General features: G+C 55.0%; 22 protein-coding genes and 1 pseudogene. 15 read left to right on the forward strand and 8 right to left on the reverse strand.

All coding sequences use genetic code 11. The features are described 5' to 3' along the window. Window positions 1-252 precede the first annotated feature (252 nt). The 10 genes from FDX11_RS19205 to FDX11_RS19250 all read left to right on the forward strand — a co-directional run bounded on the left by FDX11_RS19205 (window position 253) and on the right by FDX11_RS19250 (window position 13893). Window positions 253-1728, forward strand: a complete 1476-nt coding sequence (locus FDX11_RS19205; protein WP_137398386.1) for an MFS transporter — start codon at window positions 253-255, stop codon at window positions 1726-1728. Continuing rightward, on the forward strand, window positions 1725-3269 hold the full coding sequence (locus FDX11_RS19210; protein WP_137398387.1) for an FGGY family carbohydrate kinase: 1545 nt from the start codon (window positions 1725-1727) through the stop codon (window positions 3267-3269). Before FDX11_RS19205 ends, FDX11_RS19210 begins: the two co-directional genes overlap by 4 nt. Then, window positions 3266-4945, forward strand: a complete 1680-nt coding sequence (locus tag FDX11_RS19215; RefSeq protein WP_137398388.1) for a glycerol-3-phosphate dehydrogenase/oxidase — start codon at window positions 3266-3268, stop codon at window positions 4943-4945. The genes FDX11_RS19210 and FDX11_RS19215 overlap by 4 nt, the downstream gene beginning before the upstream one ends. Continuing rightward, the gene (locus FDX11_RS19220; protein ID WP_137398389.1) at window positions 4942-6501 is read left to right on the forward strand and encodes an FAD-binding oxidoreductase; all 1560 of its coding nucleotides are present in this window, start codon (window positions 4942-4944) and stop codon (window positions 6499-6501) included. Before FDX11_RS19215 ends, FDX11_RS19220 begins: the two co-directional genes overlap by 4 nt. Beyond that, window positions 6498-7073 carry a glycerol-3-phosphate responsive antiterminator gene (locus FDX11_RS19225; protein ID WP_042311797.1) on the forward strand — a complete coding sequence of 192 codons (576 nt, stop codon included), beginning with the start codon at window positions 6498-6500 and terminating at the stop codon, window positions 7071-7073. The genes FDX11_RS19220 and FDX11_RS19225 overlap by 4 nt, the downstream gene beginning before the upstream one ends. A gap of 17 nt (window positions 7074-7090) precedes the next feature. After that, on the forward strand, window positions 7091-7405 hold the full coding sequence (locus FDX11_RS19230) for a putative quinol monooxygenase (protein WP_061380971.1): 315 nt from the start codon (window positions 7091-7093) through the stop codon (window positions 7403-7405). Window positions 7406-7438: 33 nt separating this feature from the next. Continuing rightward, window positions 7439-8605 (forward strand): iron-containing alcohol dehydrogenase, encoded by a 1167-nt coding sequence (locus FDX11_RS19235; RefSeq protein WP_137398390.1) that lies wholly within the window; start codon window positions 7439-7441, stop codon window positions 8603-8605. A 352-nt stretch (window positions 8606-8957) separates the two neighbouring features. Beyond that, window positions 8958-10025, forward strand: coding sequence for an HlyD family secretion protein (locus tag FDX11_RS19240; RefSeq protein ID WP_137398391.1), 1068 nt, complete (start codon window positions 8958-8960; stop codon window positions 10023-10025). After that, window positions 10022-12769: a ribosome-associated ATPase/putative transporter RbbA gene (gene rbbA, locus FDX11_RS19245; protein WP_137349082.1), complete on the forward strand. Its 2748-nt coding sequence runs from the start codon at window positions 10022-10024 to the stop codon at window positions 12767-12769. The genes FDX11_RS19240 and rbbA overlap by 4 nt, the downstream gene beginning before the upstream one ends. Further along, a complete protein-coding gene (locus FDX11_RS19250) occupies window positions 12769-13893 on the forward strand; it encodes an ABC transporter permease (RefSeq protein WP_137398392.1) in 1125 nt (374 codons plus the stop codon). The genes rbbA and FDX11_RS19250 overlap by 1 nt, the downstream gene beginning before the upstream one ends. 97 nt (window positions 13894-13990) lie before the next feature. On the opposite strand, the gene nikR is transcribed toward FDX11_RS19250, so the two are convergent. Together nikR and FDX11_RS19260 are read right to left on the reverse strand one after the other, a co-directional pair. Next, a complete protein-coding gene (gene nikR, locus FDX11_RS19255) occupies window positions 13991-14392 on the reverse strand; it encodes a nickel-responsive transcriptional regulator NikR (protein ID WP_006687486.1) in 402 nt (133 codons plus the stop codon). 91 nt (window positions 14393-14483) lie between these two features. Next, the gene (locus FDX11_RS19260) at window positions 14484-15344 is read right to left on the reverse strand and encodes a LysR family transcriptional regulator (protein WP_137398393.1); all 861 of its coding nucleotides are present in this window, start codon (window positions 15342-15344) and stop codon (window positions 14484-14486) included. 99 nt (window positions 15345-15443) lie between these two features. Here FDX11_RS19260 and FDX11_RS19265 point away from each other — a divergent pair, with 99 nt between their 5' ends. Continuing rightward, window positions 15444-15950, forward strand: a complete 507-nt coding sequence (locus tag FDX11_RS19265) for a phenolic acid decarboxylase (RefSeq protein WP_042311811.1) — start codon at window positions 15444-15446, stop codon at window positions 15948-15950. Here FDX11_RS19265 and acpT read toward each other — a convergent pair. Then, window positions 15942-16532, reverse strand: coding sequence for a 4'-phosphopantetheinyl transferase AcpT (acpT, locus tag FDX11_RS19270; RefSeq protein WP_137398394.1), 591 nt, complete (start codon window positions 16530-16532; stop codon window positions 15942-15944). The two genes, FDX11_RS19265 and acpT, sit on opposite strands and share 9 nt — an antisense overlap. A gap of 62 nt (window positions 16533-16594) precedes the next feature. Next, the gene (locus FDX11_RS19275) at window positions 16595-17644 is read right to left on the reverse strand and encodes an AI-2E family transporter (RefSeq protein ID WP_032940622.1); all 1050 of its coding nucleotides are present in this window, start codon (window positions 17642-17644) and stop codon (window positions 16595-16597) included. 133 nt (window positions 17645-17777) lie between these two features. On the opposite strand from FDX11_RS19275, the gene FDX11_RS19280 reads away from it, so the two are divergent. Continuing rightward, window positions 17778-18995, forward strand: a complete 1218-nt coding sequence (locus FDX11_RS19280) for an MFS transporter (protein ID WP_137398395.1) — start codon at window positions 17778-17780, stop codon at window positions 18993-18995. A gap of 3 nt (window positions 18996-18998) precedes the next feature. Here the strand turns inward: FDX11_RS19280 and FDX11_RS19285 are convergent, their stop codons facing one another. Both FDX11_RS19285 and FDX11_RS19290 read right to left on the reverse strand, forming a co-directional pair. Further along, entirely contained in the window at window positions 18999-19556 is a 558-nt protein-coding gene (locus FDX11_RS19285) for a DcrB family lipoprotein (protein WP_016154847.1), read from the reverse strand. 72 nt (window positions 19557-19628) lie between these two features. After that, window positions 19629-20294 (reverse strand): 7-cyano-7-deazaguanine/7-aminomethyl-7-deazaguanine transporter, encoded by a 666-nt coding sequence (locus FDX11_RS19290; protein ID WP_061380975.1) that lies wholly within the window; start codon window positions 20292-20294, stop codon window positions 19629-19631. Between the two features lie 168 nt (window positions 20295-20462). Here FDX11_RS19290 and tusA point away from each other — a divergent pair, with 168 nt between their 5' ends. Continuing rightward, window positions 20463-20708 (forward strand): sulfurtransferase TusA, encoded by a 246-nt coding sequence (gene tusA, locus FDX11_RS19295; protein ID WP_003827551.1) that lies wholly within the window; start codon window positions 20463-20465, stop codon window positions 20706-20708. A gap of 43 nt (window positions 20709-20751) precedes the next feature. Here the strand turns inward: tusA and zntA are convergent, their stop codons facing one another. Together zntA and FDX11_RS19305 are read right to left on the reverse strand one after the other, a co-directional pair. Then, a complete protein-coding gene (gene zntA, locus FDX11_RS19300; protein ID WP_137398396.1) occupies window positions 20752-22950 on the reverse strand; it encodes a Zn(II)/Cd(II)/Pb(II) translocating P-type ATPase ZntA in 2199 nt (732 codons plus the stop codon). 75 nt (window positions 22951-23025) lie between these two features. Further along, on the reverse strand, window positions 23026-23652 hold the full coding sequence (locus FDX11_RS19305; protein ID WP_038635015.1) for a lysoplasmalogenase: 627 nt from the start codon (window positions 23650-23652) through the stop codon (window positions 23026-23028). 141 nt (window positions 23653-23793) lie between these two features. Between FDX11_RS19305 and FDX11_RS19310 the strand changes: the two genes are divergently transcribed. After that, window positions 23794-24153: a DUF2500 domain-containing protein gene (locus tag FDX11_RS19310; RefSeq protein WP_061380977.1), complete on the forward strand. Its 360-nt coding sequence runs from the start codon at window positions 23794-23796 to the stop codon at window positions 24151-24153. A gap of 240 nt (window positions 24154-24393) precedes the next feature. Further along, a pseudogene (locus tag FDX11_RS19315) lies at window positions 24394-24873 on the forward strand (Hcp family type VI secretion system effector). Window position 24874: the final 1 nt, after the last annotated feature.

The following is a 24874-nucleotide window of genomic DNA, read 5'->3' on the forward strand; positions in this document are numbered from 1 at the left end:
AATACCTCCGACGCAGGTGGCGGGTATAAACGCCTGCCACCTAACTTTTCTGAAATGCTTGATTAACAATTGTGCTACATATCACAAAATCAAAGCCAGCTTAAAAAGTCGCTTTGACACGCTTTGCCTTACCTTCTAGAGTGGAAAAATACAGATTTTAGATAAGAGACTATCTGTGAAATTAAGATGGTCTCTTATTGCATTTTTTTAGCTAATGGCGACCTTCTTCCGAATATTATGAAGGGGAAAGCCATGTCCGCATGCTCATTCTCAAATCCGATAAAAATCCGTGGCGTTGATGACGTTATCAATTGCATCGACTCTCGCGGAAAAATAAGTGGCAGAGCCGGTGTTATTTGGTGGTTGGCATTAGGCGGCCTGTTCCTTGATGCTTTTTCAAATTCAGCTCTGAGTGCTGGATTAAATCCAATGACCCGCAATTTAAATCTGAGCGCAACTGAAGTTGCGTTACTTACCTCATTTTCATCGTGGGTTGCCATATTATTTAATCCCATTGGCGGCTGGATTGCCGATCGCTGGGGGCGTGTACCACCGCTGATTATCGCCAAAATAATGGCGGTGATTGGTGCGCTGTTGGTGATGTCATCCTCCAGTTTCAGCACCATAATCGTGGGCCGTTTCTTTGTTGGCGTGTCTTACGGGATGGATTTTGCCGTGGCCATGGCGATGCTTGCAGAGTTCACGCCAGTGAAACTAAAAAGCCGTTTAAACACCTGGCAAGGGGTCTGGTATGTTGCGGTTTGTTTAAATCTGGCATTAGCGCTGATGTTTTATTCCTGGGATGTTGGGGATGCTATCTGGCGTTATTCTATTGCCGTGACAGCGTTATGTGGACTCATCGTACTTTTTTTCCAGTTCCGTTATTTAGTAGAAAGTCCGGTATGGTTGGCGAGAAAATCACGGCTTTCTGATGCTGTGATCGCTATGAATAAAATATACGGTGATAATTTTATTCTGGCGCCAAAAGCGGAGCAAAAACCTGTCATTGGGCAAGCAGAAAAAGGGGCGAGAAATGTACTGCTAATATTCCGTGGCGTATATTTACCGCGTACGATTCTGGCTTCTACGGTTCAGATCTGCCAGTCAATCCAGTATTTTGGCGTCGGCTGGTATTTGCCGGTTATTAGTGCCGCGATGTTCGGTAAAAACTTTGTGTACGCAACCTTGTGTTCACTATTTTTTAACGTATTTGGTATTGTTGGCGGTTTCTTGTCTCCTGCAATCGGTCGTCGTTTGGGCTTGCGCCGCTCTTCGGCGATCGGTTTTGCCGTGGCTTTTCTCGTACTGCTCACGCTGGGACTGTTCAGCGACAGTATGCCGCTGTGGGCCTCTTTGCTGGTCCCCGCGTTGTTTATTCTTTGTCACTCAGGTGGACCCGGTGCAAACGGGAAAAGCCTTTCATCCCTCTCTTTTCGCAGTGAACTGCGGGCAGGCGCAAATGGCGTGGTCGGTGCGCTCGGGGCAATAGGTGCGGCGCTCGGTCTGTTTATCTTCCCCGTTTTCCGTGATCTCTACGGCCTGCAAACGACCTTCCTGATCATGTCCGCCGTGCCGTTGTTCGCCAGCATCGTCTGTTTTGTGATCCCATGGGATCCCACTCGCACCACGATTCAGCCGGATAACGAGCCTGGCGCCCCGCAGTTCGAATCATCCCATTCATCCTATCCCGAGTCGATGGCCCCAGAATCAAACAGGAGTACGAAATGATTGAATATGAAGATGTCATTCTGGCTATTGATGAAGGTACATCTGGTACGCGTGCGGCAGTGGTGAGGCGAAATAGCCAGGTCCACTGCCTTGAATACCAACCGCTTCAGGTCAGTAGCCAGCGCCATGGCGTTGTTGAACAAGATGCTGATGAAATTTTGCAGGCCACTATTGCGGTATGTCGTACAGCGATTGCTAATGCGCAGCACAGCAAGATGCGTATTGTGGCGCTGGCGATTGCGACGCAACGTTCAACGGCGGTGCTCTGGGATGCAGACACTGGCAAGGCGCTGGCACCTGCGATGGTCTGGCAGGATGCACGTTTTACGGATGAGCTGGCGCAACTGGCTCCCGAATGGGATACGAAACTGCTGCCAGTAATTGGACGACCGGTTGGGATACGTTCACCTTACCTCTGGGCGTCATACCATATCGCCAATACACCGGCAGTGAAGAGGGCGCACCAGGCAGGAACACTGGTTTTTGGCACCGTTGACAGTTGGTTGCTCTGGCATCTGGCGGAAGAAAAAAAATGTGTCACCACCCCCACCAACGCCACCTCTGCGGGCGCGTATTGCCTCAACGAGCATCAGTACCATTTGCCATGGCTGCAGACCCTGAAGTTCCCGACGTCATTGCTGCCTGAATTGCACGATGATACCGATGATTTTGGCTCTACACGTGAAGATATCCTCGGGATCAGCGTCCCGATCCGGGCTTGCGCCGGGGATCAGTTTGCGGGGGCTATTGGGCTGGGTTGCACTGAGCGCGGGCAGGCGTTGTGTATGCATGGGACCGGCAGCTTTGTTGATTTAATGATGGGGCCGACGGTGCCGACATTGAAAAAAAGTTGTGAAAGTACGCTCACCATGACCGCGCGCCGACAAAAAGGACGCTCACACTTCTCTGTAGAAACATTCGTCCCGACGACCGGGTCGGCCCTGAACTGGGTGTGCGAAAAGCTGCGTTGGTTCGACTCACCCGAGCAAATCAGCGAGCTGGCTGCGCAGACCAATGATTCTGGCGGCGTGAGTTTCATTCCAGCATTAACGGGGCTGCGTGTTCCTCATTTGCAGCCGCATGCCCGCGCCTCGCTTAACGGTATTTCAATCTCGACCACGCGTCCGCAGGTGGCCTACGCCATTCTGGAAGGCATTGCGCATTCGGTAGCCGCCTGTATGCGCGCGAATGAAGCGGCAACCGGCATCGCAACGCAAGAGCTGGTGGTAGGCGGCGGGTTGTCCAATAGCGACACGTTATTGCAAATCCAGGCCGATGTTAGCGGGATCCCCGTACGACGGATGGCCGAAACGGCGAGGGCCAGCTTACGCGGCGCGGCGTTTCTGGCGGGAGCCGATGGGCTGCTGTGGGATTCGTTGTCTGATGCCTGCGCCACGCTGAAAACGGCGCGTCTGTTTGAACCCAAAATCAGTCATGACCTTCGCGAACAAAAAATCAACCGCTGGGAGATGCGTATTGCGCTCGAAATGGAAACCGCCAGCAGCCTCACTACCGCTAATCAGGAGCACGCCGACTCATGAAGTTTTTCCCTTCGCGAAAGCCAAACAAAACACGCAGTGATATGTACGGCGCCGAGCCGTTGCGTCTTCAGCGTCCTGAGCAACTGGACCGGCTGGAAAGCGAAACCTACGACATTCTGATTGTCGGCGGCGGAGTGACGGGAGCCTATGCGGCGCTGGATGCCAGCCTGCGCGGCTATCGGGTGGCGTTAATTGAGAAGAGTGATTTTGCCTCGGGGACGTCATCGAAGTCATCAAAAATGGTGCACGGCGGCCTGCGTTACATCGAGCAAGGGAACCTCGGACTGGTACGTCATTCTTTGCTCGAACGCCAGCGCATGCGCCGCAATGCTCGCCATCTGGTGCAGCGGCTGCCCTTTTTATTTCCGGTACTCGATAAGAATGGCGTGTTTGATAAACGCATGTCCTCTGCGTTTGAAAGTCTGCTCTGGACCTACGATCTCGCCGGGGGATGGCGGGAAGGTATTCTTCACCAAAAATTAACTCCGGCGGAAGTGTTATCGCACTGCCCAACGCTGAAAGAAGAGCAGCTCTCCGGTGGCTTTATGTATTTCGATGCCCGCGTTGATGACGCCAGGTTAACGCTTGCCCTGGTACGGACGGCGGCGTTTCATGGGGCGACGGTGACAAATCATGCCGAAGTCATCGAAACCACACGCGACCAGCATGGCAAGGTCAATGGGGGCATCGTGTATGCCGATGGCAGGGAAATCCGGGTCAAAGCGCGGGTGGTCATTATGGCGACGGGCGTCTGGTTGCGTGACTGGAGTGGGCTGAAAAAAGGGGAATCATCGCCGCTGAATATCCGTCCGGCGAAGGGGGTTCATGTCGCCATCCCGTGGATGAAAATTCGCAATGATTGCACGGTGACCATTCCGGTGGCCGGACGCAGTCGGCGCGCGACCATCACGCGCTGGGGCAACGTCTCCTATCTGGGCACTACGGATGAAGACTATCAGGGCGATTTGAACGATGTTCACTGCAATCGCACTGAACTGGACTTTCTGCTGGAAGGCGCAAACTCGGCGCTGAAAACGGATCTGCGCCCGGAAGATGTGGTGGGAAGTATCGCTGGTTGCCGCCCGCTTGTCGGTAGCGCGGGCGGCAAAACCGTTGAGATGAAGCGTAACCATGAGATCAGGGTTGCAGCGGACGGACTGATTACCATTGTCGGCGGCAAACTGACGACATCACGCCACATGGCGGAAGAAACCATTGATGCGGCCAGCAAAATACTGGGCCGTAAAAAAGCCTGCTCAACGAAAACTGCGTATTTGCTGGGCGCGGCTGGCTATGACCCACAGGCCATTCTGGCCTCTGGCGGCCTGTCTGCGCATCTGGGCGAGCGCTATGGCACCGAAGCGCATTTTGTCAGTGACATTATTCAGGCCGATCCCTCGCTGGTTAAACCTATTGTGGAAGGGCTTCCCTACACCGAAGCGGAAGTGGTGTATGCCGTACGCCATGAGCTTGCCAGCACCGTTGATGATGTGCTGTCGCGTCGAATTCGCGCGCGTCTGATGGCACGCGATGCGTCAGCCACTGCCGCTGAACGCGTTGGGGAAATACTGCAACAAGAACTCCGGTTACAGCCTGAACAGGTGGCAAAACAGGTAGCCAGCTATCAGGCCGCAATTAAACATGAAAAATCAATGCTTATGGGGACATCAGAATGATCAGTAAAGAAGCGATTAAACGTGGTTATAACCGTGGAAACTATACCATTGGCGCACATACTCGCCCCGCATGGGCAACGGATATCACCTGCAGCAATGGCGCAAAAGGAATGCAGGTAGATCCCGTTGCGGTTAGCGAAGCGACGTGTGACCGGCTGCGGGCGATTGCTGATGAGGTGCTGACGTCGGAGTCCGATGTGATTACCTGGACCCGCGACTGGTGGGCCGGTTCAATGATTGCGGAAACCCAGGGCGCGCCTGCCACCTCAAAAGGCGTGATTGTACGCGTTTCTACCGTAGAACAGATTCAGGACGTAATGCGCCTCGCCAGTGAATCCGCTATTCCGGTTACAGTTTCTGCCGGGCGAAGTAACGTTACCGGAGCCGCATTGCCGCTGCGCGGGGGGATTGTGCTCGACGTTTGCGAACTCAACAAATTGCTCGATTTTGACCCACAAAGCCAGATTGTTGAGGTAGAAGCCGGCATGTTTGGCGATATTTTCGAGCAAACTATTCAAAAAGAGTATGGCATGACCATGGGGCACTGGCCGTCATCGTTTGGGATCAGTACTGTCGGCGGTTGGGTTGCCTGTCGCGGTGCGGGACAGCTATCTACACGCTACGGAAAAATTGAAGATATGGTTTTTGGCATGGATGTGGTGCTGGCTGATGGGCGCTTAATCACCGTTGGCGGTTATGCCCGCAGCGCTATCGGACCTGATTTACAGCAAATGTTTATCGGTTCGGAAGGCACGCTGGGCGTGATAGTACGTGTGCGTTTGAAGCTACATCGTCTGCCGGATTATGGCCGTGCCATCGCCTGGGGCTTTTCCAGTTTTGCCAGTGGGCTGGAGGCGTGTCGTGAAATCTTACAGCATGGCGCTAATCCAGCGGCACTGCGCTTGTACGATAACCTGGAAAGCGGCGTGCAGTTTGGCCTGCCCGAGACCAATGTCCTGTTGATTGCGGATGAGGGAGAACCTGACATTGTCGACGCGGTGTTGGCGATCAGTGAACGTATTTGTCAGCAGAGCGGAGAAGAACTTGACGGTGAATCCATCTTTGAGCGCTGGCTGGATACCCGTTATCTGACGGGAAAAAGCGCCGAAGGCTTTAAGAAAAGCCCCGGCCTGGTGGCGGATACGCTGGAAATGGTGGGGCGTTGGCGCGATCTCAGCGCGGTTTATGATGATGTGGTGGCTGCGATTAACGCCGTACCGGGCACGCTGGCGGGGTCTGCGCATCAGTCCCATGCCTACGTCGACGGCGCATGTCTTTACTTCTCACTGCGTGGCGATGTGCCCGTCGAGCAGCGTGCGGCCTGGTATCGTGCGGCATGGGACGCGGCAAATGCGGTGCTGATTAAACACAATACTTCCCTTAGCCATCACCATGGCGTCGGGCTACTCCGTTCCCCCTACATGCAGGCTTCTTTAGGCGAATCGCTGTCGGTTCTGGCTGATATTAAAAAAGCGCTGGATCCGCAGAATATCCTTAACCCGGGCAAGCTGGGCTTAAGCGCCCAGCTTCACGCACATCAGGCAGGTCAATCATGATAAAAAACCTTGGCGTGCTTCTGGCACGCCAGCCCGTCATCATGGCGATTTACGGTATTGAGCAACTGAAAACCGCACTGTCCAGCAAAGCTGAAGTCTGCATTATTGCCAATATCGATCTGATCAAGCTTCAGCCGGTGATCGAACTGCTCTCGAAGGCGGGAAAGTACGTCATCGTGAATATCGACAGTTGTAATGGGCTGTCTCAGGATAAAGGCGGCATTGATTATGTGGCCGAAACGGGGGCGATGGGGTTGCTTTCCACGCGTCTGCAAACCGTACAGCGCGCGAAAAAATGCGGGCTGATCACCATGCAGAAAATCTTCGTCACCGACCGCTCCACCTGGCTACGCAGCCTCAAAGCCGTGGAGCAAAGCGAACCCGATTATGTGCAACTGATGCCTGCACAGATGCTGCCGTTGCTGCCGCAGGCCGATCGTAATGTGTTGCCGCCGATTGTGGCCTCCGGGTTTGTCTGCAATGAGGAACATGCCCGGACGGCGCTGTTGCACGGCGCGATAGCTGTATCAAGCAGCGACAGCGCGTTATGGGATGTGAATTTGCTACGTTAAACCACCGGGAGCCAAAAATGGAAAACACGCAGCTGTTTGTCGTTGCACATTATTTTGCCCAACCGACGATGGGTGACAAGGTTAACGACGCGCTCAGAATACTGGCAGGGGCAACGCGTCAGGAGCCTGAAAATATATCGTATGAGTTTTTCCGCTCCACGGAAGATGGCGATCGCTTTGTGATTCTTGAAACTTATCGTTGTGCAGAGGGGCTGGAACTTCACCGGCAAACGGAACATTTCCAACGTATTGGCACTGGCATTATTGCCCCGATGCTGGCGCGTAAAGAGGTGAAAAGCTTTCACATTCATCCCGATGAACCGCATTGCTAAAAGCTGTCCATTTTCACTGCAAGGAATACCTCAATGAACAAAGTCATGAAGGATTTTGCGTTTACCACGGTAGCGGAAATCATCGTCGAGTGGGCGGGGGCGTCACGGTTAGGAGAGATCCTTCAGCAACGGTTTAGCGCACGTCGTGTATTGCTGGTGACCGATCCCGGTCTGGTCAAGGCTGGGGTTTTGCCGCCGGTTCTGCACAGTCTGCGCAACGCAGGGTTTCAGGTGACGCTGTATGATCGGGTCCAACCCGATCCACACGAGCGCCTCGTTCGCGAAGCTTTACAGGTTGCACGCGATGGTAACTGCGAAATGGTTATTGGTCTGGGCGGCGGCTCCTCGCTCGATGTCGCAAAGCTGGTGGCTGTATTAATCAACTCTGAACAAGACCTGCCGGAGCTTTACGGCATCGACAAGGTCGCCGGGAAACGTCTACCGCTGGTTAACATTCCCACCACCGCCGGCACCGGGTCTGAAGTCACCAATATTGCAATTTTGACGACCAACGATGACAGCAAAATGGGCATTGTCTCCCCGCAACTGTATGGTGATTTGGTGCTGTTGGATGCACAACTGACCCTCGGACTTCCTCCTGTCCATACTGCCGCCGCCGGGATAGATGCGATGGTGCATGCGATTGAGGCCTATACCGGCAAGCATAAGAAAAACCCACTCTCGGACGCGCTGGCCCGCGAAGCGTTACGTTTAATCAGTCGCCATCTGGTGACCGCATGTCGTGACGGGCACAACCGTGAAGCGCGAGAAAATGTGCTGCTGGGCGCGATGCTGGCAGGACAGGCTTTCGCTAACTCTCCGGTGGCGGCGGTGCATGCGCTGGCTTATCCTTTGGGTGCCAGACACCATATCCCGCACGGCTTGTCGAATGCGCTAATGTTGGTTCCGGTGCTGCAGTTTAACGTGGCGGTAACGGCCCCACTTTATGCCGAGCTGGCTCCCGTCATTGGGGCGCAGGTGACAGGAAACGTGGATATCGATGCCCAGTCGTTTATTGCCGGGATGGTAAGCATTATTGCGGCAACCGGGGCGCCCAACAGGCTGCGTGACGTTGGTGTTCCCGCAGACGGTCTGGCGATATTGGCGCAGGATGCCATGCAGCAGACCCGCTTGCTGGGCAATAATCCCGTTACGCTTAATGAAGATGATGCGTTGCGGCTTTACCAGCAGGCTTATTAAACCCTGAACGTGTCCGGTGAGTGGATCACCAGACACGCTTTGTCGGCGGCGATATCCCCACTACAACCGAATAGACATATTGAATCCAGGTGTTAGTATTCAATAGACAGCAGTTATGAGTATGCGTGTTTCATTTCCGGCCAGGAACGCTGATGATGACAACATTACTACCCGATTTCACAGCATTTTCGTCATTCACTTCCTTCGCGGCGCGCGTTGCCTTAACGCCTGCTCGCTCAATGGCCATTGTTTTTCATTCCTTCTCATCCCGGATGGAATCTCCCGCTGAATAGCTGTTCAGTGGGCTTTGTGACACGCAACGTTTGATAACAGGGATTACGGCGGGTCGAATATGGATAAGTTTAAGCGTCATCTGATGTGGTGGGGAGCGGGTGTTCTTGTGGCGGTGGCCGCGATAGCCTGGTGGATGCTGCGCCCTGCGGGAATACCGGAGGGGTTTGCAGCCAGCAACGGCAGAATTGAAGCCACCGAAGTGGATATTGCCACTAAGATTGCCGGGCGTATTGATACCATCCTCGTTGCGGAAGGGCAGTTTGTCCGTCAGGGCGAGGTGCTGGCGAAAATGGATACCCGCGTGCTGCAGGAACAGCGGCTGGAGGCGATCGCGCAAATCAAAGAAGCCGAAAGTGCGGTGGCGGCGGCGCGAGCGTTGCTGGAACAGCGGCAAAGTGAAATGCGCGCCGCGCAGTCGGTGGTAAAACAGCGTGAGGCGGAACTGCAGTCGGTCTCTAAACGTCATGTGCGTTCCCGTTCGCTATCCCAGCGAGGGGCGGTGTCCGAGCAACAACTGGATGACGATCGGGCCGCGGCGGAAAGTGCACGTGCCGCGCTGGAGTCGGCAAAGGCGCAGGTCTCTGCGGCCAAAGCGGCAATTGAAGCCGCTCGTACCAGCATCATTCAGGCGCAGACCCGCGTAGAAGCCGCACAGGCTACCGAACGTCGCATTGCCGCTGATATTGATGACAGTGAGCTGAAAGCTCCGCGCGATGGTCGCGTACAGTATCGCGTAGCCGAACCGGGCGAAGTGCTTTCCGCGGGTGGGCGTGTGCTGAATATGGTCGATCTCAGCGATGTCTACATGACGTTCTTCTTACCTACCGAACAGGCTGGCTTACTGAAGATTGGCGGCGAAGCGCGACTGGTGCTGGACGCCGCGCCGGATCTGCGTATTCCGGCGACCATCAGCTTTGTGGCCAGCGTCGCGCAGTTCACGCCGAAAACGGTGGAAACCAGTGATGAACGGCTGAAGCTGATGTTCCGCGTCAAAGCGCGTATCCCGCCAGAGCTGTTGCAGCAGCACCTCGAGTACGTGAAAACCGGTCTGCCGGGCATGGCGTGGGTGCGTGTCGATGAAAATCGCGCCTGGCCTGAGGATCTGATGGTGAGGTTGCCGCAATGACGCATCTGGCGCTGGTTCCCGTTCCTCCCGTGGCGCACCTTGACGGCGTGAGTCAGCATTACGGGAAAACGGTCGCGCTGAACAATATCACGCTGGATATTCCCGCCCGTTGCATGGTGGGGTTGATTGGTCCGGATGGCGTTGGGAAATCGAGCTTGTTGTCGCTCATCTCCGGCGCGCGGGTCATTGAACACGGCAACGTGATGGTGCTGGGCGGCGATATGCACGACCCGCAGCACCGCCGGGATGTCTGCCCGCGCATTGCCTGGATGCCGCAGGGGCTGGGGAAAAACCTGTATCACACGCTATCGGTGTATGAGAACGTCGATTTCTTTGCCCGCCTGTTTGGTCATGATAAAGCGGAGCGCGAAGCGCGGATTACCGAGCTGCTGAATAGTACCGGCCTGGCGCCGTTTCGCGATCGTCCTGCCGGGAAACTCTCGGGGGGGATGAAACAAAAGCTGGGGTTGTGCTGCGCGTTGATCCACGACCCGGAGCTATTAATTCTCGATGAACCCACCACCGGGGTCGACCCCCTGTCCCGCGCTCAGTTCTGGGATCTGATTGACAGTATTCGCCAGCGCCAGACCAACATGAGCGTACTGGTTGCGACCGCCTACATGGAAGAAGCCGAGCGCTTCGACTGGCTGGTGGCGATGAACGCCGGGGAGGTGTTAGCCACTGGGAGCGCACAACAGCTACGTGAACAAACCGCCAGCGACACGCTGGAGCAGGCGTTTATCGCGCTGTTACCCGAAGCCCAGCGTCAGGCACACAAACCGGTGGTGATCCCGCCGTATCACGCTGAGCGGGAAGAGATTGCCATTGAGGCGAAAGATTTGACCATGCGCTTCGGCAAGTTCGTCGCCGTTGACCACGTTAACTTTCGCATTCCGCGCGGGGAAATCTTCGGTTTTCTCGGCTCCAATGGCTGCGGCAAATCTACCACCATGAAGATGCTCACCGGACTGCTGCCCGCAAGCGAAGGCGAGGCATGGCTGTTTGGGCAAGCGGTTGACCCGAAGAATATCGATACCCGCCGCCGGGTAGGCTATATGTCACAGGCGTTTTCGCTCTACAGCGAGCTGACCGTGCGGCAAAACCTCGAACTCCACGCGCGGCTGTTCCATATCCCCGAGGCAGAAATCCCTCAACGCGTACAAGAGATGAGCGAGCGCTTTAGCCTGGCCGATGTCGAAGACGCGTTGCCCGGCGCTCTGCCGTTGGGGATCCGTCAACGCCTGTCGCTGGCGGTGGCAGTGATTCATCGCCCGGAAATGCTCATCCTTGATGAGCCGACCTCCGGGGTCGATCCGGTGGCGAGGGACATGTTCTGGCAACTGATGGTTGATCTGTCGCGGCAGGATAAAGTGACCATTTTTATCTCCACCCACTTTATGAACGAAGCGGAGCGCTGCGATCGCATGTCGCTGATGCATGCCGGAAAAGTGCTGGCCAGCGGCACGCCGCAGGAACTGGTGAAGCAACGCGGTGCCGCCAGTCTGGAAGAGGCGTTTATCTCCTGGTTACAGGAAGCGGCTGGTCCGGCGCCGGAGACTACGCTTTCGCAAGCGGATACGCCGGTGGTGCATGAAAATAATCAGCCGCTACGCCAGGGCTTTAGCCTGCGGCGTTTGTTCAGCTACAGTCGGCGTGAAGCGTTGGAATTGCGGCGCGATCCGGTGCGCTCCACGCTGGCGCTGATGGGGACGGTGATCCTGATGCTGATTATGGGCTACGGCATCAGTATGGATGTGGAAAACCTGCGTTTTTCGGTGCTCGATCGTGACCAGACCGTCAGCAGCCAGGCGTGGACGTTGAATCTGGCAGGGTCGCGCTATTTTATCGAGCAGCCGCCGCTCACCAGTTATGACGAACTGGACAAACGGATGCGTTCGGGCGAGGTGGCAGTAGCCATTGAAATCCCGCCCAATTTTGGCCGCGATATCGCGCGTGGAACGCCGGTGAAGATTGGCGTCTGGGTTGATGGGGCGATGCCGAGCCGCGCAGAAACGGTCAGAGGCTATGTACAGGCGATGCACCAGACTTGGCTGCAGGATGTGATGGCCCGTCAGCCCAATGCCAGCGGGCAAAACGGGCTGATGACCATCGAGACGCGCTATCGTTACAACCCAGATGTGAAGAGCCTGCCGGCGATTGTTCCGGCGGTCATCCCGCTGCTGTTGATGATGATTCCTTCCATGCTCAGCGCACTCAGTGTGGTGCGCGAAAAAGAGCTGGGGTCGATTATCAACCTGTACGTTACGCCCACCACCCGCAGCGAGTTTTTGCTCGGCAAACAGCTGCCTTACATCGTGCTGGGAATGCTGAACTTCCTGCTGCTATGTGCGCTGTCGGTGTTTGTCTTCGGCGTCCCGCATAAGGGTAGCTTTTTAACACTGACGCTGGCCGCGCTGCTGTACGTCACCATTGCTACCGGACTGGGCTTGTTAATCTCTACGTTTATGAAAAGCCAGATCGCCGCCATTTTTGGTACGGCGATTATTACGCTGATCCCGGCGACACAGTTTTCCGGGATGATCGATCCGGTGGCCTCGTTGGAAGGGCCGGGACGCTGGATTGGTGAAATTTATCCGACCAGCCATTTTCTGACCATTGCGCGCGGGACGTTCTCTAAAGCGCTGGATCTGGCGGATCTTTGGCAGCTATTTATCCCGCTGGCAATCGCTATTCCGGTAGTGGTTGGTCTGAGCGTATTACTGCTGAAAAAACAGGAGGGGTGATGCGCCAATTACGCAATATTTATAACCTTGGCATCAAAGAGTTACGCAGTCTGCTGGGTGACAAAGCGATGCTGACGCTGATCGTTTTCGCCTTCACGATTTCGGTTTACTCCTCCGCAACTGTCCTGCCGGGGTCGCTACATCTGGCGCCGATTGCCATCGCGGATATGGACCAGTCGCAGTTGTCGAACCGGATTGTGAACAGCTTTTATCGCCCGTGGTTTTTGCCGCCGGAGATGATCACCGCCGATGAGATGGATGCCGGGCTGGATGCCGGTCGCTACACCTTCGCCGTGAACATTCCGCCTGATTTTCAGCGTGATGTGCTGGCCGGGCGACAGCCGGATATCCAGGTCAACGTCGATGCCACGCGGATGAGCCAGGCCTTCACCGGCAACAGCTATATCCAGAATATCATTAGTGGTGAAGTGAACAGTTTTGTGGCGCGTTACCGCGATAATAATGAGCCGCCGGTGGCGCTGGAAATGCGCATGCGCTTTAACCCCAATCTGGAGCCTGCCCGCTTTGGCGCGGTAATGGCAATTATCAATAACATTACCATGCTGGCGATTGTGCTTACCGGGTCGGCGCTGATCCGCGAGCGCGAACATGGGACCATTGAGCACCTGCTGGTGATGCCGGTGACACCGTTTGAGATAATGATGGCGAAAATCTGGTCGATGGGACTGGTGGTGCTGGTGGTTTCCGGTCTGTCGCTGATGCTGATGGTAAAAGGCGTACTCGGGGTGCCAATTGAAGGTTCCATTCCGCTGTTTATGCTGGGGGTGGCGCTGAGCCTGTTTGCCACCACCTCGATCGGCATTTTTATGGGTACGCTGGCGCGTTCCATGCCGCAACTGGGGCTGCTGATGATTCTGGTGCTGCTGCCGTTACAGATGCTCTCCGGCGGCTCCACACCGCGTGAAAGCATGCCGCAGGCGGTGCAGGACATTATGCTGACCATGCCGACCACCCACTTTGTCAGTCTCGCGCAGGCGATACTTTATCGCGGGGCCGGGTTTAACATCGTCTGGCCGCAGTTCCTGACGCTGCTGGCGATTGGCGGGGCGTTCTTCCTGATAGCGCTGCTGCGTTTTCGTAAGACGATCGGCACGATGGCGTAAACATTATTGCCGGATGGCGGCTGCGCCTTATCCGGCCTACAAACGAGAGCGGGTGTAGGCCGGGCAAGCGCAGCGCCCCCGGCAACGAAACAGGCAATCACTCTTCTTTCGGCAGGCACTGCAAATGACCGTGGCGTACGCCGCGCTGGGAAATGACGTCATCGGCAAAATGCTGCACATCGCCCATGTCGCCTTTCAGCACAGCGATTTCCAGGCAGTCGTCATGGTTGATATGCACATGTAATGTGGCGACCGATAAATCATGGTGGTGGTGCTGGGTGGAAACAATACGGCTCGCCAGGTCGCGTTTCTCATGCTCATAAACATATGAGAGTACTGCGAAGCCCTGGGTGCCGTGCTCCTGGGTGGTTTCTTGCGCCAGTGCGCCGCGCAGAATATCGCGGATCGCTTCGGAACGGTTGTTGTAGCCACGGCGCTGGCTCAGGCCGTCGAGCGTTTCCAGTAAATCGTCATCGAGGGTAATGGTGACTCGTTGCATCTGCAATTAACCTTTCATGTGGCGCGTTGGCGCACAGGGAATAAAGGGAATAGCGTATTTTGTAACATACGTCAGGCATCCGGGGAAAAGGTTAATGCTCCCGCAATAAACGCAGCAGGGTACTGACCTGTTCATCCAGCGGGGCGAGCGTATCTTTAACGATCAGATGCAGCGGCGTGGCGCGGCGAGCGCCATGGCTTAACGGCAGCGGACGTAAAAGCCCCTGGGCCAGTTGCGTCTGAATACGCTCCTCAGGCAGCCAGCCGTAACCGACCTGATACATGACAGCATCAATCGCGGCATCAATGGTAGAGAAGGTCCAGGCATCGCGCACCGGTTGCTGCGGGTTGTCGCGATCGGTAATGCGAATCAGTGGCCACGCGCGTAATGCGTCTTCATCCAGCGGTGCATCAAGAGTGCAGAGCGGGTGATCGCGATGGGCAACGGCCACGAAGTCAATGTTCATCAGCCATTCACCACGCCCGGTAACATCCTGACGCCGGGTCAGGACCATTACGTCCGCATCGGCATGCGCTGCCAGCCTGTCGTCTGCATTTTCCAGTACCTCGGTCAGCCGCACCTGCGTTTGCGGCCACGCCAGCTGAAACTGCTTGAGGATCGCGAACAGGCGTTTGCGTGGGAAGATACTATCCACCAGCAAATCCAGCCGTGTTCGCGTGCCGTTTTGCAACGTTGCTGCCCGGGTCTCCACCCATAAAAAGGCCTTCAGTAACGGTTTGACCTGAGCTAGCAACAACTCGCCCGCCGGGGTTAAAACCGCCCTGCGGCCTTCCGGCGTCAGCAGCGGCACGCCGAGTCGCTCCTGCAGTAGCGCCAGATTGTAGCTTACCGATGACTGGCTACGGTTGGTCTCTTCCGCGGCTTTCGCAAAGCTGCCCAGTTCCACCACTTTCTCCAGCAGGGCCCATTGTTCGAGGGTTGTTTTGTGCATAACTCATCTAAAAATTGAATGAATATGATGTAAACATAGCGTTATTCATCCAATTTTTGAAGCGTTAAGATCTTCGCATCAAGTAAGAGGAGAACGAATATGAGCGCTTTTGATAAACATGATTTGAGCGAATTTGTCGGCAAACATCTGGTCTATACCTACGATAATGGCTGGAATTACGAGATCTACGTAAAAAATGAGACCACGCTGGATTACCGCATTCACAGCGGTATTGTGGGTAATCGTTGGGTGAAAGATCAGCGGGCGTATATTGTGCGGGTAGGGGCGAGTGTTTATAAAATTTCCTGGACCGAACCGACCGGGACCGACGTCAGCCTGATCGTAAACCTGGGCGACAAACTCTTTCACGGCACCATCTTTTTCCCGCGCTGGGTGATTAACAATCCGGAAAAAACGGTGTGCTTCCAGAATGATCATATTCCGTTGATGATGTCGTATCGCGATGCGGGTCCGGCGTATCCAACCGAGGTGATTGATGAGTTCGCGACCATCACCTTCGTGCGTGACTGCGGGGCAAACAATGACGACGTGATTGCCTGCGCGGCGAGTGAGTTGCCGAAAAACTTCCCGGAAAATTTACGCTAAGGCTTCCAGACGCTGCACGGCGTCGGCGGTCAGGGTAAATGGCGTGGGGGTGCACACCGCCAGGCTCAGGGTATCGATCTGGCACTGGCTGACGGAGAGTGAGGAGGTCAGCGCGGTGCTATCGACGCTGACGATTTGCCAGGCGCTGCCGCCACGCTGTTTCACAATAGCTTCTTTACGCGTCCAGATACGCCAGAACGCCGCCAGCTGTTGCTCCGGGCGTTCGGCCTCTACTTCGGCATGTTCTCCGAGACTGAACACCGTGTTTGCCAGCGTCTGCCAGTTATCGCGCGGGCGCACGACTTCAATATCGCAGCCGACTTCCCCTTCGTCGCTGAGCAGCAGGACGATGTCATCGCCGCTATGGCTGAGATTGAACCACAGCGGCGTATCAGCGGGAAAAGCGGGTTTTCCTTGCTCGCCGTAGACAATGTCCGGCAATGGCGAAAGGGCATGGGAAAGCAGCACGCGGCCAGCCAGCCAGCGTGACCGGCGAGCACCTTGCGGCGCTTGCTCTTTCATCGCGGCAGGCAGTTCGCCAGCGCTTAAAACAGAAACTTTCCCAAGAACGATCTGATACATATCAGGACTAACCTTTAGTAATAATGGGGTTGTGTATCATTCTTCACGTGCCATTTGCAAGTTTATCCCGGTAATCGGCTTTTGGGTCTGCCTGGTCCCAGCAAAATTGCCAGTTTGCTGCCGCCTTTGGTGGTTTCCATCCAGATTTTACACACGCTGGTTAACGGCACGGAGAGTAACATGCCGACCGGGCCGAGCAGCCATCCCCATACCAACAGGGAGAGAAAGACGATCAGCGTCGATAATCCCAGGCGGTGCCCCATCATACGGGGTTCGAGAATATTACCAATCACCATATGCACGACCAGAAACAGCGCGCCAACCAGCACGCATTCGTAAATGCCGTTGAACAGCAGCGCCTGAATCATGGGTGGGACGGCGGAAATGACCGAGCCAATATTGGGCACGTAGTTTAGCAGGAATGCCAGCACGCCCCACATCAGAGCAAACTGAATCCCCATCAGCGCCAGCCCCAGCCAGACAATGGCGCCGGTCCATAAGCTGAGCAACGTTTTCAGCGCCAGATAGTGTGAAACGCCCTTCAGCGCCCGATGCAGTCCCGCAATATGAATCTGCGGATTGTTTAACGCGAAGCGCAGCTTATAGGGAACGTGGCGCACTTCAAACAGCATAAAGACGACCGTCATTACCAACAGGACGACGCTGGCCATGGCGCCGGAAAGACTCGTCATTAGCGTGGTCGTGAAGGTCATCAGTTTGTCGGAGTCCATCCGTTGCAGCATGCGCTCCGGGGACATATGCAGGTTCAGAAAGGGGACCATTTCTTGCAGATACAGAACTTTGCGCGTCAACTCCTTATTGTATTTTGGCAACATGGCCATGAACTCAGTGATCGACGATGCAAGCACGCCAACCAGCGCCGTAAGAACAATCAGCATTACTACTACCACTAACGTAATGGCTACCGGGCGACGCACCCCCCGGCGAATAAACCAGGTGACCAGCGGGTTCAATACGATGGCAAAAAAGAGCGCCAATAGCAGTTGCACAATGATATCCGCCGCGGCATGGATGCCCGCGAGGATCACCACCAAAGCGGCCAGTTTGAGCAAAATATGCATACCCGTTTTATCGGGCTGAGCGGTTGTCATGTTTTCTTCCTGTTTGCGTTTTTGCATTAAGTGTAGCGGTTGGCTTGCGTCTGTTATTCCTAAACTGGCTGCTGATTTATGGTCTGCAACATGGTAGAAATGAAACACTGTTGTGAAAATGTGGTGACCTTCCATGCCCGAACCCGTCGCTGAACCGACGCTAAGCGGTTTGCGCCTTAATCTGCGCATTGTCTCGGTGGTGATGTTTAACTTCGCCAGCTATCTGACCATCGGCCTGCCGCTCGCGGTATTGCCAGGCTATGTCCATGATGTGATGGGATTTAGCGCCTTCTGGGCAGGACTGGTCATCAGCCTGCAATATTTCGCCACGCTGCTGAGCCGCCCTCATGCCGGTCGCTATGCCGATCTGCTGGGGCCGAAAAAAATCGTGGTCTTCGGGCTGTGCGGCTGCTTTTTAAGTGGCCTGGGTTACCTGTTGGCAGGATCAACCCAAGGTTGGCCGCTGGTAAGTTTGTTGCTGTTATGCATCGGGCGGGTGATTCTGGGCATTGGGCAAAGCTTTGCCGGGACCGGCTCTACGCTATGGGGCGTGGGAGTGGTTGGCTCGATGCACATCGGACGGGTGATTTCGTGGAACGGCATCGTGACCTATGGCGCGATGGCGATAGGCGCTCCGCTGGGCGTTCTGTGTTATGCCTGGGGTGGCTTACAGGGGCTGGCGCTGACCGTGATGGGCGTGGCGCTGTTGGCAATACTGCTGGCGCTCCCCCGCCCGGCGGTGAAGGCCAGCAAAGGCAAACCGTTGCCGTTTCGCGCGGTACTTGGACGCGTCTGGTTGTACGGCATGGCGCTGGCGTTGGCCTCCGCCGGATTTGGCGTGATCGCCACCTTTATCACGCTGTTTTATGATGCAAAAGGTTGGGACGGCGCAGCTTTTTCGCTGACGCTTTTTAGCTGTACGTTTGTGGGTACTCGCTTGTTATTCCCAAATGGTATCAATCGGTTAGGTGGGCTCAATGTCGCGATGATCTGTTTTAGCGTCGAGATTGTTGGTCTGCTGCTGGTGGGCATGGCCTCCATGCCGTGGATGGCGAAAATCGGCGTTCTGCTGGCAGGTGCCGGGTTCTCGTTGGTCTTCCCGGCGCTGGGCGTGGTGGCGGTAAAAGCCGTCCCGCAGCAAAATCAGGGCGCCGCGCTGGCGACCTATACGGTGTTTATGGATTTATCGCTGGGCGTTACCGGGCCGCTGGCCGGGCTGGTAATGACGTGGGCGGGTGTACCGGTTATCTATCTGGCGGCAGCCGGGCTGGTGGCGGTGGCGTTACTGCTGACCTGGCGGCTAAAAAAACGGCCTCAGGTGGTGTCACCGGAGGCCGAGTCATCGTCTTAACCGTTACTGGATAACCAGCGTGTTAATGATGTTTTCTGCGGTCGTTTGCGCTTTTTGCTGATCGTCAGCAGGCAGCGTGATTTGCAGCGTCAGCAGTTGGTTGTCCACTTTACCCAGCACCACGGAAGAGTAAGCGGTCTGGCCTTTGGCCGAGATGATGCTGTCTAACTGTTGCAGCGTGTGGCCTTTCAGCTCAATAGATTTATTGGTGACGACCTGCAACTGCGGGTCGCGGCTACGCTGCTGATCTTCCAGGCGTTTTGCCAGCACCGCCAGATCTTCGTTGGTATTGTCGCCGACAATTACAATCACCGCTTTCTGGCCGGTTGCGTCAGAATACACGTGCATATTGTTCGCCTGGGTACCCAGCTTGCCGCTCTGATCGGTCATATCCGCTGGCAGGGAAAAACTGAGTTTGCCGTCCAGCAGGCTGACCGGTTGTCCGGTGGCGCTACTCTCTGCGGCAGCACCTTCTGCTGGCGCTTTTGTATCGCTATTATCACAGGCCGCAAGCCCCATAACCAGCAGGCCAATACCGACATATTTAACCAGATTGCGCATTGACTTCTTCCTTTCGATAAACGGCCATAACGGCTCATTCGACCATCTTATCACAACTCGGAAAATGAACCTTTAACTCGTCTGCAATGCAGATAATTCAGATTTATCTGCCAGCCTTTTCAGTAACATATTCAGCAGTACGCCGTACATCGGCAGGAAGAAAATAATGCTGATTAGTACTTTGAAGCAGTAGTCGACCAGCGCGATTTCCATCCAGTGCTCGGCCATAAAGGCATCCGGGCTACGCCAGAAAGCGATAAAGAAAAAGGCCAACGTATCGCTGATGTTGCCAAACAGCGTGGAAGCCGTCGGCGCCAGCCACCAGCGGCGGTTCTGACGCAGGCGGTTAAAGACATGCACATCCAGAATTTGTCCCAGCGCGTAAGCCATAAAGCTGGCTGCAGCGATACGGGCGACAAACAGGTTAAAGTGCAGCAGCGCGCTGAACCCCTGCCACGACCCCATATAGAACAGTGATGACACAACATAGGAGATCAGCAGCGCGGGGATCATCACCGCAAAGATGATACGTCGTGCCAACGGCGCGCCAAAAATACGCACGGTCAGGTCGGTCGCGAGGAAAATAAACGGAAAGCTAAAAGCGCCCCATGTGGTATGGAAACCAAAAATGGAGATCGGTAGCTGCACCAGATAGTTGCTGGAGGTGATCACCAGCAGATGAAATAGCGATAGCCAAAACAACGCTTTTACGCGCTGAGATTGTGTAAACGGAGTCATATTGTGACCTTTTTGTTGGATGGGGTGAGGGAACCCAATAAAAAACCGTCGCATGATACTGCTTTAAGAGCACATTGCAATGGTTGTTTTTCACGCAATCGTTAACCTGATTGGCTTACGCCACAACAGAGCGTAAAATAACGCCGTTTTTGCATGAATGAGACTACGATGAGCGATCTGTTTACCTCTCCCGACCATACGCTTGATGCCCAGGGACTACGCTGCCCGGAACCTGTAATGATGGTGCGTAAAACTGTGCGCGGTATGCAGGCGGGTGAAACGTTGCTGATTGTCGCCGACGATCCGGCGACAACCCGCGATATTCCCGGCTTCTGTACCTTTATGGAGCATGAACTGGTGGCCAAAGAGACCGACTCTCTGCCGTACCGCTATTTAGTGCGCAAAGGGCAGTAATCTTGTTATGCCGGATGGCGCTAACGCTTATCCGGCCTACAGGTTACCCTTTACGCAACAACCGCAGCGCGTTCGCGGTCACCAGCACCGTCGCCCCCGTATCAGCCAGCACCGCCAGCCACAGTCCGGTTATCCCGAGCAGCGTGGTGACGAGGAAAATCCCCTTCAAACCCAGCGCAATCGCAATGTTCTGGCGAATATTAGCGTGGGTGGCGCGCGCCAGTTGAATCATTTGCACCAGGCCACGCAGACGGTTGTGGGTCAGGGCGGCATCGGCGGTTTCCAGCGCGACGTCGGTCCCGCTACCCATGGCAATGCCGATGGTCGCCGCTTTCATTGCCGGAGCGTCGTTGATACCGTCGCCGACCATCGCCAGCGGCGACTGTTGGTTGAGATGGGTAACGGCCCGCACCTTATCTTCCGGCATTAATCCTGCTTTGAATTCCAGACCCAGCTCCCCGGCAATGGCTGCTGCCGCGCGTGGGTTATCGCCGGTCAGGATTACCCCTTTCACGCCGATCTGAGTGAGCTCGCTGATGGCCGTGCGGGCGTCATCGCGCAGCGTGTCCTGTAGAGCCAGTACGCCGAGAACGGTATCGTTACGCAGCACCAGCACCACCGTCTGGCCCGCGCTTTCCAGCTCGCTAATCTGTCCGGCAAAGGCATCGGCAGGCTGTTTGCCCGCAGCGCAAATCAGTACGCGCTCGCCGTTGACCAGCGCTTCAATTCCGGAGCCAACCAGCGCCCGTTGTTCTTTCGCTACAGGAATTGTCAGCTCACGCGTTTGCGCTTCCCGAACAATCGCCTGCGCCAGTGGGTGTGTTGCACCTTGCTCTACCGCCGCTGCCAGCGCCAGCAGTTCAGCCTCATCAATACCGCTTGCCGAATGAATCGCCGTCACGCGCGGTTTACCGATGGTCAGGGTGCCGGTTTTATCAAACGCCACCTGCGTGACTCTACCCAACTGTTCCAGTGCCGCACCGCCTTTAATGAGTGCTCCACGACGCGCCGCGGCGGCAAGACCAGAGGTAATCGCTGCGGGGGTTGAGATAACCAGCGCACACGGGCAGCCAATCAGCAACAGCGTCAGTCCTTTATAAATCCACTCCTGCCACGAGGCGGCAAACAGCAGCGGCGGGACGAGGGTAACCAGCAGCGCAACCGCCATAATAGCGGGGGTATAAATTCGGCTGAAACGGTCAATAAAGCGCTCAATGGGGGCGCGGCGTTCTTCCGCTTCTTCAATCAGCTTCAGAATGCGATCGATAGCGCTGGCGCCCGGCTCGGAAAGCACTTCCAGCGTAACCAGACGATCTACGCTGGTGGCGCCCGCCGGGACTTTCTCGCCGGTGGCGCGTTCAACCGGGATCGATTCGCCGGTCAGGGCGCTTTCATCAAAGCTGGCAAAGCCGGAGACCAACTTACCGTCGGCAGGTAAACGCCCACCGGCGGCAACTTCGATAATATCGCCAGGCTGGAGGGTATTGATAGCGACCTCTTCGCGCTCGCCGTTACGCAGGCGCGTGGCGGTTTCCGGCTTGAGTGCCATCAGTGCGCTGACCCCTTTACGGGCGCGGCTGGCGGCCCACCCTTCCAGACGCTCACCAATTAAAAACAGCAGTAGCACCATGGCGGCTTCCGCCGTCGCGCCGATAAACAGCGCGCCAATCGCGGCCACGCTCATCAACGTTTCAATGGCGAAGTAGCTGCCGGTTTTCATCAGACGTAGCGCCTGACGGGCAATGGGATACAGGCCCACCAGCGTGGTGGCGATAAACGCTATCTGACCGAAAGGATGATTGAACTGCTCAAGCCCCCAGCTAATCGCCATCATGATTATCAGCGAAATCAACGGCAGGTTCTCTCTAAAGCGTGATTCGGGGGCGGCTTCCGGTGCTTGTTCATCGCGCAGGGTATAACCTGCCTTTTGTACCGCGCTTTCAACTTGCTGACGGATATCAGAACCCGCATCGACGACCAGTTTTTCGGTGGCGAACAGCACCTGGACCTGGTTGACGCCGCTCACCTGGCGGACCGCATTTTCCACTTTCCGGGCGCAGGCGGCACAGTCCATTCCTGCCACTTTCCAGGAATAACGGGTGCCAATTACGCTTTCGGATACGGGTGATGGGGTTGAGCAACTTCCTTCACAGCAGCAGTCGTCCGTTTTTTGTGGGGCAGGTGCTGGCTTGAAAGAAGAGAATTGTGGGGCTTTTTTGCCAGGGGCATCGGGCGTCGACATGGCATCCTCCGGTTAATAATCATTTCGTATTAACCGAAGGATACACTCTGGAGTCGACTCCAGAGTCAAGCGATATTACAGATACAACGAACGAACAATCAGGAAATGTCCGGCGAAGTAGCAGGCGGCGGCAATGGCGTTATCGGCGCGGAAGCGGCGGCGATAATGGCTACCCAGCCAGACAAAATTGCCGATGAACAATAATGAGGCGCCGAGGAATGCCGACAGCGCGGGGCCAGTGGGGCGGAAGAACCACAGTTCGCCCGCCATCCAGACCATCATCAGCGTGATGCCGATAAAAGTACAGATGGCTAAACGCAGCTCTTCCAGTCGCGTCCAGATGATAGCGATCAGCAGCGCCCCCAACACCACCAATACCAATGGCAAAGGCCAGAAGAACGACAGCGTCATTTGGCTGGCGAAATAGATGGTATACAGCAGGTGTGAGAGGAAAAATGCCCCCACGGCGTAGAGCAGACGTTGGCGCGGCAACAGCGTCAGCGCATCGCCCAGCAGTGAGGCAAGCAGCCCTGCCAGCACCAGATAGCTGATGGCGTTAAACATTGGCGCCTGCCAGGCCAGCAGCGCCAGCAGGAGTAAAGTTAGGGGTTTAAAGACCCAGCGTTGCCAGGCGGGCCCACGATAGGAAGCATCCACGAACAACCATGCGGAAAGGCAGACAGCGATAAACGACCAAAGCATCTTAGTTCCTTGAATTCGTTATTTTTTCGTAAGCGGGGTGCTTACGGCTCTATTGTTCAGTGTAGAGGTCGACACTGCCAGATGACAACACCATAACAGGCAATGTATGCTTATTTCCGCATTTTCTGATGGGTTAATACTATGAGCAAGCCGCCACTTTTTTTCATTGTTATCATTGTCTTAATTGTTGTAGCTGCGTCGTTTCGCTTTGTCCAGCAGCGGCGTGAAAAAGCGGATAACGATGCAGCACCGCTGGTGCAAAAGCAGGTGGTAGTGAGTAATAAGCGGGAAAAACCACTTAACGATCGGCGATCACGTCAACAGGAAGTGAGCCCGGCAGGAACCAGCATGCGCTATGAAGCCAGCTTTAAGCCGCAAAGCGGTGGTCTGGAGCAGACGTTTCGCCTGGATGCCCAGCAGTACCATGCGCTAACTGTCGGAGACAAAGGCACGCTGAGTTATAAAGGTTCGCGTTTTGAGGATTTTAAGCCTGGGCAATAACGCCGAGCGGCACTGTGTTTATCTTGCCAGTGCCGATAATGAATTCAACTGAAATATATAACATCGTTAAAATATAGTTATTATTTATTCTTCTGTGCAAATATCGTTGGTATTATATTTTTTTTGTGTGTCTAAAATATCGATGGTATCACTATTCTGCTATCCGATTTTCACTACCCTATTATTTCAATGTTATCGCATACATATAAACATGTAATTTAAAATGGCTAAGGAATTTATATGGCGAATACAATGTGGTTGACCTTGCATGGGCAGGCGCAGGGATTGATTTCTGCTGGATGCGCATCGGTAAATTCGATTGGAAATAAATCACAAACTGCCCATCGCGATCAGATAATGGTAATGGCAGTTAATCATGGCATGAGCCGAGTATAAAATGTTAATCATCAATGTTTGACGTTTATAAAGCCAGTAGATAAATCCTCGCCATTATTAGGAAAAGCCATAACTGACAATGAAACATTAAACTGTGAATTTAGCTTCTATCGCACGAGTCCGGCGGGTTTAAATGAGTGTTATTACGCGATAAAACTTATTAATGCCAGAATATCCAGCATCCATTTACAGGTGCCTCATACCATTGATGACAGTGCGGGGCAGTCAGAGGAAATCATTGAGCTTTCGTATGAGTCAATTACCTGGGAGCACATTATGGCGGGAACCAGCGCATACAGCCTTTGGGATGAGCGAATTTATTAAG

The sequence above is a fragment of the Citrobacter sp. wls714 genome (genome assembly GCF_005281025.1).
GTDB lineage: Bacteria > Pseudomonadota > Gammaproteobacteria > Enterobacterales > Enterobacteriaceae > Citrobacter > Citrobacter werkmanii.

Bases quoted from the DNA above. Each gene is read 5' to 3' on its own strand.
- FDX11_RS19250 (WP_137398392.1), top strand. From the start codon at position 12,769: ATGCGCCAATTACGCAATATTTATAACCTTGGCATCAAAGAGTTACGC.
- FDX11_RS19215 (WP_137398388.1), top strand. From the start codon at position 3,266: ATGAAGTTTTTCCCTTCGCGAAAGCCAAACAAAACACGCAGTGATATG.
- FDX11_RS19305 (WP_038635015.1), bottom strand. From the start codon at position 23,652: ATGCTTTGGTCGTTTATCGCTGTCTGCCTTTCCGCATGGTTGTTCGTG.
- FDX11_RS19225 (WP_042311797.1), top strand. From the start codon at position 6,498: ATGATAAAAAACCTTGGCGTGCTTCTGGCACGCCAGCCCGTCATCATG.
- nikR (WP_006687486.1), bottom strand. From the start codon at position 14,392: ATGCAACGAGTCACCATTACCCTCGATGACGATTTACTGGAAACGCTC.
- FDX11_RS19240 (WP_137398391.1), top strand. From the start codon at position 8,958: ATGGATAAGTTTAAGCGTCATCTGATGTGGTGGGGAGCGGGTGTTCTT.
- FDX11_RS19290 (WP_061380975.1), bottom strand. From the start codon at position 20,294: ATGACTCCGTTTACACAATCTCAGCGCGTAAAAGCGTTGTTTTGGCTA.
- FDX11_RS19210 (WP_137398387.1), top strand. From the start codon at position 1,725: ATGATTGAATATGAAGATGTCATTCTGGCTATTGATGAAGGTACATCT.
- zntA (WP_137398396.1), bottom strand. From the start codon at position 22,950: ATGTCGACGCCCGATGCCCCTGGCAAAAAAGCCCCACAATTCTCTTCT.
- FDX11_RS19310 (WP_061380977.1), top strand. From the start codon at position 23,794: ATGAGCAAGCCGCCACTTTTTTTCATTGTTATCATTGTCTTAATTGTT.
- FDX11_RS19285 (WP_016154847.1), bottom strand. From the start codon at position 19,556: ATGCGCAATCTGGTTAAATATGTCGGTATTGGCCTGCTGGTTATGGGG.
- acpT (WP_137398394.1), bottom strand. From the start codon at position 16,532: ATGTATCAGATCGTTCTTGGGAAAGTTTCTGTTTTAAGCGCTGGCGAA.
- FDX11_RS19265 (WP_042311811.1), top strand. From the start codon at position 15,444: ATGAGCGCTTTTGATAAACATGATTTGAGCGAATTTGTCGGCAAACAT.
- rbbA (WP_137349082.1), top strand. From the start codon at position 10,022: ATGACGCATCTGGCGCTGGTTCCCGTTCCTCCCGTGGCGCACCTTGAC.
- FDX11_RS19275 (WP_032940622.1), bottom strand. From the start codon at position 17,644: ATGACAACCGCTCAGCCCGATAAAACGGGTATGCATATTTTGCTCAAA.
- FDX11_RS19205 (WP_137398386.1), top strand. From the start codon at position 253: ATGTCCGCATGCTCATTCTCAAATCCGATAAAAATCCGTGGCGTTGAT.
- FDX11_RS19280 (WP_137398395.1), top strand. From the start codon at position 17,778: ATGCCCGAACCCGTCGCTGAACCGACGCTAAGCGGTTTGCGCCTTAAT.
- tusA (WP_003827551.1), top strand. From the start codon at position 20,463: ATGAGCGATCTGTTTACCTCTCCCGACCATACGCTTGATGCCCAGGGA.
- FDX11_RS19235 (WP_137398390.1), top strand. From the start codon at position 7,439: ATGAACAAAGTCATGAAGGATTTTGCGTTTACCACGGTAGCGGAAATC.
- FDX11_RS19220 (WP_137398389.1), top strand. From the start codon at position 4,942: ATGATCAGTAAAGAAGCGATTAAACGTGGTTATAACCGTGGAAACTAT.
- FDX11_RS19260 (WP_137398393.1), bottom strand. From the start codon at position 15,344: ATGCACAAAACAACCCTCGAACAATGGGCCCTGCTGGAGAAAGTGGTG.
- FDX11_RS19230 (WP_061380971.1), top strand. From the start codon at position 7,091: ATGGAAAACACGCAGCTGTTTGTCGTTGCACATTATTTTGCCCAACCG.